Source organism: Methanolobus bombayensis, assembly GCF_017873415.1.
Classification (GTDB): domain Archaea; phylum Halobacteriota; class Methanosarcinia; order Methanosarcinales; family Methanosarcinaceae; genus Methanolobus; species Methanolobus bombayensis.
The window spans coordinates 373,022-382,185 of sequence record NZ_JAGGKD010000002.1; the positions used below are offsets into that span (position 1 = coordinate 373,022).

General features: G+C 38.7%; 5 protein-coding genes. 3 read left to right on the forward strand and 2 right to left on the reverse strand.

The window, feature by feature from the left end; genetic code table 11:
* Window positions 1-18 precede the first annotated feature (18 nt).
* A complete protein-coding gene (locus tag J2746_RS14630) occupies window positions 19-612 on the forward strand; it encodes a helix-turn-helix domain-containing protein (RefSeq protein ID WP_245249967.1) in 594 nt (197 codons plus the stop codon).
* The gene (locus J2746_RS14635) at window positions 609-1,382 is read left to right on the forward strand and encodes an RNA-guided endonuclease InsQ/TnpB family protein (protein ID WP_245249968.1); all 774 of its coding nucleotides are present in this window, start codon (window positions 609-611) and stop codon (window positions 1,380-1,382) included. The genes J2746_RS14630 and J2746_RS14635 overlap by 4 nt, the downstream gene beginning before the upstream one ends.
* On the opposite strand, the gene J2746_RS03980 is transcribed toward J2746_RS14635, so the two are convergent.
* A complete protein-coding gene (locus J2746_RS03980) occupies window positions 1,368-1,511 on the reverse strand; it encodes a hypothetical protein (RefSeq protein WP_209616635.1) in 144 nt (47 codons plus the stop codon). The genes J2746_RS14635 and J2746_RS03980 overlap by 15 nt on opposite strands.
* Before the next feature lie 17 nt (window positions 1,512-1,528).
* Entirely contained in the window at window positions 1,529-5,365 is a 3,837-nt protein-coding gene (locus tag J2746_RS03985; protein WP_209616638.1) for a methyl-accepting chemotaxis protein, read from the reverse strand.
* A 437-nt stretch (window positions 5,366-5,802) separates the two neighbouring features.
* On the opposite strand from J2746_RS03985, the gene J2746_RS03990 reads away from it, so the two are divergent.
* The gene (locus tag J2746_RS03990; RefSeq protein ID WP_209616641.1) at window positions 5,803-9,075 is read left to right on the forward strand and encodes a PAS domain S-box protein; all 3,273 of its coding nucleotides are present in this window, start codon (window positions 5,803-5,805) and stop codon (window positions 9,073-9,075) included.
* The last annotated feature ends 89 nt before the right edge of the window (window positions 9,076-9,164 follow it).

Below are 9,164 nucleotides of genomic sequence, written 5' to 3' on the forward strand. Positions count from 1 at the left end.
TGATTTTAGAGTGATATCATGGTCAGAAAAGAAGGTCAGAACTGTAGAAATCTCAGGTTTCTGATCCACCCTAATCCTGAACAGGAAGTAAAGATGGAAGAAACTCTGGAAACCTGCAGGAAGTTATGGAATGATCTTCTCTCAACAAGAATTAACCTCTATGCTATCTATGGATTATATCCAGATTCACAAATGCTGGAAAAACAACTCAAGTTCTTTGACTATGCTAACAATATCCATTCTCAAGTAAGGCTTAATGTTTTTGAAAGAGTTCAACAAGCATACTTCAAGTTCTTAGATGATATCAAAAATGGCAGACTTAAAGGAAGCAAACCAAGAAAAGGAACTTTCGTCAAAAGAAAGGATGTTCCTGCAGCAAATCCTCCTTATTCTCTTCTTGGAAAAAAAAGTTCGAAACCTATCAAATATGATGGTCTTCTTCGAAAAGGACATCCAAGATTCAAAGGTAAAGAAAACTACTATAGTTTCACATACAAGCAACATGGAAATGGTTGGGAACTAAGAGGAAACAACTTGTTCTTGTCTAAGATAACTGATAAGAACAACCTGATAAAGATAGATGTTAAAACGATATCCTTAATGGTCAATTGAAAACATGTACGATCAAAAAAGAAGGCAAGAAATGGTTTGCTTTCATAACAATTGAACTTCCTGATTATCCTGAACCAATCATACCACTAACTATGGTAGGTATCGATCTAGGATTGAACAATTTGATAGCAACATCTGATGGTAAATTCATCGAACCACCAAAGTTGCTCAGGAATGCAGAAAAAAGATTAGCAGTTGAACAGAGAAAACTCTCCAATATGGAATATGGCTCTCAGAACTACCTTAAACAAAAACGTAAAGTGAACAGGATTCACAGAAAAGTTAAAGGTACTCGCAATCATATTTCACATTGTCTGAGCAAGTTGCTTGTAGCAAAATACGACCTGATAGTATTTGAAGATTTAAAGATAAAAAACCTTGTCAAGAACTCAAAACTATCGAAGTCGATACACGATGCAAGTTGGGGAAGACTTGTCCAACATGTAATGTACAAGACTGCTGAGATAGGAAAAATCATGGAAAAGGTTGATCCTAAAAATACATCTCAGACATGTTCTGCATGTGGAAAGAAATCAAAAACTAAACTCAAGCTTAAAGATAGGATATTTCATTGTGAACATTGTGGTCTTAAAATAGACAGGGATATCAATGCAAGCATCAACATCCTTTTAAAATCCATAACATACAAAAATACCGTGGGGCTCACGGGAATTAACGGCTGTGGAGTTGGGACCTCTACAACCAGCTGTAAAGCTGGAATGCAAGTTCCGACAATGAATCAGCAATTGCTTAACCTAATAAAAGGTTAAGACTCCTTCAGTCGTTGGAGTAGTCAGATTAGAGATCTGAACTCCATATTCTTCATTAACAAGTTTGCAAATAACAAGTTGACGCAGCTCTTCTGAAGAGCTGTCATCATTTATTGTTGATTCTGGCATTTAATATCTCCAATGCATTATACAAGTGCTTTCTTTAGTTCATCATACTGACCATCTTGATCAGGCTTACTTTGTTTTCCTTTTGCACCATTTCTTTGAAGCTGATCTATTTTAAATCTCTCAACAATGGATTTCATGTGTGCAGCCACATCAGTCAGTTGCTGTGCTGAAGAAGCAAGTTCCTGCATGGATGCCGACTGCTGTTCTACCGCTGCTGAAGCTTCCTGGGTTCCTGCTGCAGACTGCTCGGATATTGATGAGACCTCATCTACAGAAGAAGTTACTTCTTCGATGGAAGCTGATTGTTCTTCAGCCGCAGCAGCAATGTCCTGGACCATACTTACGATCTCATCACCGGCATCAATTACTTTGCTTATTGAAGTTACAGCTTCTTGAAGTGATTCATAACCTGTATCTACTTCTGTTGTTGCCTGATCCATAGAGGTCACTGCATTCTCAGTTCCTGCCTGCATAGCATGTATCAGTCCTGCAATCTGCTTGGCAGCATTACCTGATTCCTCTGCCAGCTTACGCACCTCATCTGCAACAACCGCAAATCCACGTCCGTGTTCACCTGCACGGGCAGCTTCTATCGCTGCGTTCAATGCAAGTAGATTGGTTTGATCGGCAATATTTGTAATAAGGTTGACTATCTCACCGATCTGACCGGATTTTTCAGCCAGGTCATTGATATGTTGGGCAGAATCTCCGGATGCAGTTTTTATACTATCCATCTTTACCATAAGATTCTGTGAAACATCTCCAAGGCTCTGAATAAGCTGGTTAGACTGCATTGCGCTTTCTGCGGTTTTCTGTGAATTAGATGCAACTTCCTGGACACTATTAGTCATATCATTCATTGCCAGTGAGACCTCTTCGGTCTTAGTGGACTGCATCTGTGCACCTCTGGCCATTTCTTCAACCGTAGATGATATCTGGGTTGCTGAAGAAGTCAGTTCTTCTGATGACACGGACATTTCTTCAGATGTTGCAGCTATGTTCTCTGAACTTTCAAGCACTATTGCAACAATATCGTTAAGAGATCTTCTGCATTTCTCAACACCTGCTGTAAGCTTTTTGAACTCACCGACAGCTTCTACCTCTACACCCCGTGTGAGATCATTATTGGCAATCGAATCAAGTACTTCATTGGAATCAGCAATTATTGCCTGCAGTTCCCTGCCGAAATCATCAAGTGTATCGGAAAGTTTTTTGAAATCTCCGCGTGTTTCTATGGAAACCCTGCTGTCAAGACGACCTGAAGAATAATCATTGATTATCCTTGAAGCTTCTTCGATCGGTGTTACGATGGCATCAAGACAATTGTTGACACCTTCTACGATCTTTCTGAAATCACCACTGTGTTTGTTCACATCAGCACGTGTTTCGAGTTTTCCATCAACACCTGCATCTGAAAGCATTACTGCATCACTGACAAGCTCATTGACAGCATCGATACACTGGTTCAGGTTGTTCTTGATCTCATTGAAATCACCATAATACTCGTCAGTGATCTTATCAGGAATATCACCTTTGGAGATGCGGTCTATATATTCCGCTGCAACGTTCAGAGGGGCGATAACAGCATCAAGTGTAGAGTTTACACCTTCAACAATATTCCTGTAATTACCTTCAAACTTCTCAGGATCAGCACGTTCATCCAGTCTGCCTGCTACTGCAGCCTCTGCAAGATTACGAACGCCATTTGTGATCTCCATTTCTTTACTGATATCAAGAACATATTCAAGACCACCGATAACCTCACCGTTCTCGTCCTTCAGAGCTGCACCTGAGTAGCGTATAGGGAGTTCACCGGAAGGTAATTTTGCGATGGTATCATCGGTACAGACAGCATCTGTCTTCATGGCCTTTGCAACCTGACATTCAGCAGTGTTACAATGTCCTGTATTGAAAAGTTTGAAACACTTCTCACCCATACATTTCTCAGGAGTGCTGCCCACGGCTGAAGCACCTGCCTGATTCATGAATTCAACATTGAACTCCTTATCAACTACCATTACAGGAGTTGGTATCTTCTCAAGATAATCAGCTTTCGTTCTTGCATCATCAATGGCTTGTTTTACATCTGTTTTATCCATTACAATTTCAAGTGCACCTATTATCTCTCCATTCCTGTTCTTAAGAGGAACACCTTCATAGTCAATGAACAGATCCTTTCCGCCCGGATGAGCGTTAGTTTCACTGGATTCACTATTACCGGTCTTTAAAGCTCGTGCACATGCACATTTATCAGTAAGGCAATCCGATGTATCAAAATTATCATAACATTTTTCGCCGATCAATTCCTTTGCATCCTTGCCGATCACAGATGCACCTGTTCTGTTCATATAGGAAATATTGAAGTCCTTATCGATGATCATAAAAGGTGTGGGTATCTGATCAATGTGGCCTACAAGAGTATCGATCACCTGATTGATATTTGAAACAAGGCCGGCATATTTTCCTGAAAATGCATCAACATTACCTCTGGTAGAAAGTTTACCCTCGATCGCTGCATCTATCAGATTATCTGTCTCTGACATGAGAGCATTGAGAGAGTCTATACACTGATTGAGGTTGTTGTTGATCTCATTGAAATCACCATTATACTCATCTGTGATCTTATCAGGGATATCACCTTTGGAGATGCGGTCAACATATTCCGCTGCAACATTCAGAGGGCCGATCACTGAATCAAGTGTATCATTGATCCCATCGATCACAACTTTAAAACCACCTTCATATAATGAAGAATCAGCCCTGGTATCAAGTCTGCCGGCTTTAGCTGCTTCGGTAAGCCCAACTGTCTCATTGATCATTCCATTGACGTTTTCCATCATCTGGATGAAAGCAGGAACTAAATTATCATTTTCTGAACGCCTTCCTGCACCGTCTCCGATCTGACGATATTTTTCGAGGTCACCCATATCGCCTCTTGATATGTTCTGGGCAGTATCAGTGATATGCAGTAATCTTTCCCGGACATCGTTTACAGCCTGACCGACTTCAGCATAGATCCCCTGATAACTTCCTTCAACAGCTATTGTATGATCATTTGCTGCCATTCTCTGTAACACATTATTTGCTTCCACCATACCGCCAAGACCTTCTATACACTGATTGAGGTTATTCTTGATCTCATTGAAATCACCCTTGTACTCATCAGTGATCTTTTCAGGAATATCTCCTTTGGAGATGCGATCTACATATTCAGCAGCAACGTTCAGAGGATTGATAACCGCATCAAGACAGTCATTGACACCTTCAACAACTTTTCGGAAATCACCATTGTGTCTGGAAGAATCTGCTCTTGTATCAAGACGTCCCTCAACACCGGCGTTTGAAAGCATAAGTGAATCCTCAACAAGCATATTGACAGCATCTATACATTGATTGAGGTTGTTCTTGATCTCGTTGAAATCTCCTTTGTAGTCATCAGTTATTTTCTCAGGAATGTCACCTTTTGAAATGCGGTCAATATATTCTGCTGAGACATTAAGAGGACCAATTACTGCATCAAGAAGAGAATTGATCCCTGAAAGTATTTCTTTTTCTGAACCTGTAAATTGAGCTACATTTGCTCTTGTATCAAGTTTACCATCAACGGCTGCATCAACAAGATTATGAACTTGATTAAGTAGGAACTCATTGTCAGATTCACTTGTTTGCTGTTTCGTATTTGCTATCTCATTTCTGGTTCTAGAAAAAGCATCTAGTAAGCTATTAATGTTATCTGCAACTTTTTCATTCTCAGGTTTGGATTGTTTCACCATTCTGGAATCAAGGTCTCCATCCATGAATTTTGTTACAACGTCTATTATTTCTGATTTTAATTTCTCATCATTACCAAACATATTATCACCCTATTCAACAGTTTTATTGTTACACAATTGTGGCTGCCCCTTCATCTTAATTACTTACAAATATCAGCAACTTATATATTATATAATTTATTTATATATAATTATTGAGAAACAGTGTTAACATTTACAACAATAGAAGTCTAGTAACAAAAAACATTCATAGGACATTGAGATTTCTAATAATAAGGTATTTGAGTACTTTCAAAATTAAAATATATAAATTAACTATTTTTGATTTATAAGATTACTATCCAGCATTTGTAGGAAAGTATAAATATAAATGTTACACATTTGTCTAATTATATAAAAATAGGTTGATGGGAATAAATGTAATCTTCTGTCAATGATTTATTATTCTACCATTTACCAGTTGCAGGAGCATTTCAATCTAATGAACAAAAAGCATAATAGTTTAAGGTGTTGATAAATTGATTTCTAACAAGAATCTTGGCACAAATTCAAAATACAGAACTGTTCCGGACACCTCTGAACAACCTTCTAATGATAATAATTCTGGCAATAAAGAATCAAAGTATGCTTCTTTATTCAGGGATAATCATGCAGTAATGCTTCTGATAGATCCTGATAGCTCAGATATCATCGATGCGAACAGGGCAGCCTGCGAATTCTATGGTTGGTCCTATGAGAAACTGACCGATAAGAAAATATTTGAAATAAATGTCCTGTCCGAAGATGAAATCCGATGTGAGATGCAAAGAGCAGAAAATGAAGATCGAAATCACTTCTTATTCAGACATCGACTTGCAAACGGAGAGGTCCGTGATGTTGAAGTTCATAGCGGTCCAATTCTCATTGACGGAAAGAAACTACTCTATTCAATGATATACGACATTACGGAAAGCAAGCTTGCAGAGAGAGAAAGACTATTTCTGGCATCTATTGTTGAAAACACATCAAAAATGTGTGTTGTCAAGGACCTGAACCTAAGGGTCATAGCTGCCAATATGGCTTTTGCAAAGGCTAACCACAAGGATTCGGTAGCTGAACTGATTGGAAAAACAGATGCAGAGATACTCGATATTTCACCGAATGAAGAGCCGGCAAAAAGCTATATGCAAAATGAATATCGGGTCCAGTCATTACAAAAAGGTAAGGAAATCAGACAAGAGGCCAGGATTAATATAAACGGAGAAGAGCGTATCGTAGCCAGTCGAAAATTCCCAATATTTAATGATGATGGGAAACTGATAGCTACCGCCGGAATATCTTTAGACATGACTGATCTTAAAAGAACTGAAGAGAAACTTGTTCTGCAGGAATCGCGCCTTAAAACCCTTATTGATATTCTTCAGTCAAAATATGATACTATTCAGGAGCTACTGGACAATGCTCTACATGAAGCTGTTAGACTTACTGACAGTAAGATCGGTTATATTTATCATTATGATGAAATTGAAAAAAAGTTCAAATTGAACACATGGTCGGGGGAAGTGATGAAAGAATGTTCTATTAGTGACCCTGATACAACATACAGACTTGAGGATACTGGTATATGGGGAGAAGCGGTCAGGCAACGCAGATCAATGATCATAAACGATTTCCAGGCTCAAAATCCCTTGAAAAAAGGATATCCAGAAGGCCATGTAGAACTTTATAAATACATGACAATACCTGTTTTCAGGGATGAAAAAATAGCTGCTGTAGTAGGTGTTGCCAATAAAGAAAGTGACTACACTGAAACAGATGTACTTCAGTTGACTTTACTAATGGATTCTGTGTGGAACACGGTAGAGCAAAAAGAAGCAGAAATAGCTCTTAAGAATAGTGAAAAAAAGTTTCGTGGTCTTTTTGAGAATGCCATCAGTGCAGTTGCTGTCCATAGGATTATAAAGAACGATGAAGGTAATCCAGTGGATTATATCTTCCTTGATGCCAATAAAGCATTTGAGGAACACACAGGACTAAAGCTTGATAATGTTCTTGGAAGACGAGTAACTGAGGTACTACCCGGAATTGAAAGTACCTTATTTATAGAAACATATGGAAAGGTTGCACTTACTGGTACACCTATTACTTTTGAAGAGTTTTCTGAGCCGTTACAAAGGTATTACAACATTAGTGCTTATAAGGTCGATGAGGATACTTTTGCCACTGTGTTCCAGGACATCACTGAACGCAAAAATACACAACTTAAGCTCATAGAGAGTGAGGAGCGTTTCAGAAGGTTGGCTGAAAATGCTGATGATCTTATCTACAGATATGAATTCAAGCCCGAAAGAAGATTCAGCTATGTAAGTCCTGCAGCAACAAAGCTGCTTGGATACACACCTGAAGAACACTATGATGATCCTGATCTTGGAATAAAATTAGTTCATCCGGATGACCGCCATTTATTCAATGAACTCATAAATTATGATGGTGAAGATAGCACTACTGTTACACTTCGCTGGATAAGAAGAGATGGAAAGGTTATCTGGACCGAACAAAAAAACACTCTTATTTATAACAATGAAGAAGAGATTGTTGCAATAGAAAGTATAGCAAGGGACATAACTGAGCGCAGACGAACCGAATTGTATCATGATATAGGTGATGAAATTCTTAGTATTGTCAGCGAATCTGCTCCCATTGAAGACTTAATGCAAAAAGTAGTTGACTTACTGAAAAGGCGTACAGGGGCTGATGCAGTTGGTATCCGTCTGAAGGATGGAGAAGATTTTCCTTATATAAGCTATGAAGGATTTACTGAAGATTTTATTAAAGAGGAAAACTCCATAATTATGAGTGACGACAGGGATGAAAACTTTTGTAGAGATTCCGACGGAAATGTATGCCTAGAGTGCACCTGTGGTCTTGTAATATCAGGAAAAACCGATCCTTCGAATCCACTTTTTACTTCAAGAGGTAGTTGCTGGACCAATAATTCCTTACCTCTTCTTAATCTGTCCCCCAATGAGGATCCACGGTCACACCCGCGTAACCAATGTATTCATGAAGGTTTTGCTTCAGTGGCACTTGTGCCTATCCGCACCAAAGATAAAATTGTAGGTCTTCTCCAAATAAATGATCATGAGACTGATTTCTTTTCTCATGGTATAATTGAACACCTTGAAGATATCGCAGCACATATAGGTGAAAGTCTTGTGCGCAACCAGGCGGAAAAATCTCTTCGAGAAAGCGAGGAAAAGTATCGCTTACTATCGGATGTAACATTCGAGGGTATAGCTATCCATGATGATGGGACTGTTCTTGAAGCCAATGAGGCACTGTCCCGTATACTGGGGTATACGCGGGATGAACTCATAGGAAAGAATATACTTCCATTCATTTTTCATCCCGATGATTTGGATATTGTCAGGCAACATATGACCAAAGATACTGCGAAACCCTATGAGGTTCGCGGTTTGAAAAAAAATGGGTCAGTAATTCCAATTGAAATTGAAGCATATAACTTTGTGCACGATGGTAAACAAATCCGTGTAGCTGCGGTGCGAGATATTACCGAAAGGAAAAGGTCAGAGGAATTATTAAAAAAGAAGAGTGATGAACTAGAGCGATATTTCACTTCAAGTCTGGACCTTTTGTGTATAGCCAATGCTAAAGGCGAGTTTATCCGCTTAAATCCTGAATGGGAGAGAGTACTTGGTTATCCAATTGAAGAACTAAAAGGTGTCTCTTTCTTAGATTTTGTGCACCCAGATGATATAGAAACAACTCTTGATGCTATTTCCTATTTATAGTTACTAACCAAACTTTTATTACTTATAACCTATAATAATAAATTATGGTTAAAACTGAACAAATTCCAATTGAACATCACCTTTCAACA